At 55.2% G+C, this 355-nt stretch carries 1 protein-coding gene; it reads right to left on the bottom strand.

Going from position 1 to position 355, the window contains the following annotated elements:
- On the bottom strand, window positions 1-355 hold a 355-nt coding region (locus HFD99_RS25040; RefSeq protein WP_238797319.1), incomplete at both ends, for a condensation domain-containing protein.

The following is a 355-nucleotide window of genomic DNA, read 5'->3' as shown; positions in this document are numbered from 1 at the left end:
ACCGACGGTGCGCGTAATATCCATATCCGGCAAAATGGCTTCCCGTCCATGCCCCTCCAGATTCACAAGCACCTGACCGATGCCTGCCCACTCCTGAACGGCTGTACCCAGAGCTGTGAGCAGCAGGTCGTTTGCTTCTGTACTGTAGGCCCGATGAGCTTGTTTCAAGAATTGTTCCGTTTCTTCGACCGTCCACGCTACGGTCAGTGTCCGATCATCGCGAAGCTGTGGTTTGGCCTGAGACTTACGAGTGTAATCCTTAGGCAATGCCTCTTGTGCAGCACCAGCTCGCTCCACCTGCTCCCAATACGCACGCTCCTTCTCTAATGCTGCGCTAGTCGCATAGGTTGACAGC

The organism is Paenibacillus sp. EKM301P, assembly GCF_011800295.1.
Lineage (GTDB): Bacteria > Bacillota > Bacilli > Paenibacillales > Paenibacillaceae > Paenibacillus > Paenibacillus polymyxa.
The sequence above is the reverse complement of the archived record's forward strand: the minus strand, read 5'-3'. Positions and strand labels throughout refer to the sequence as shown.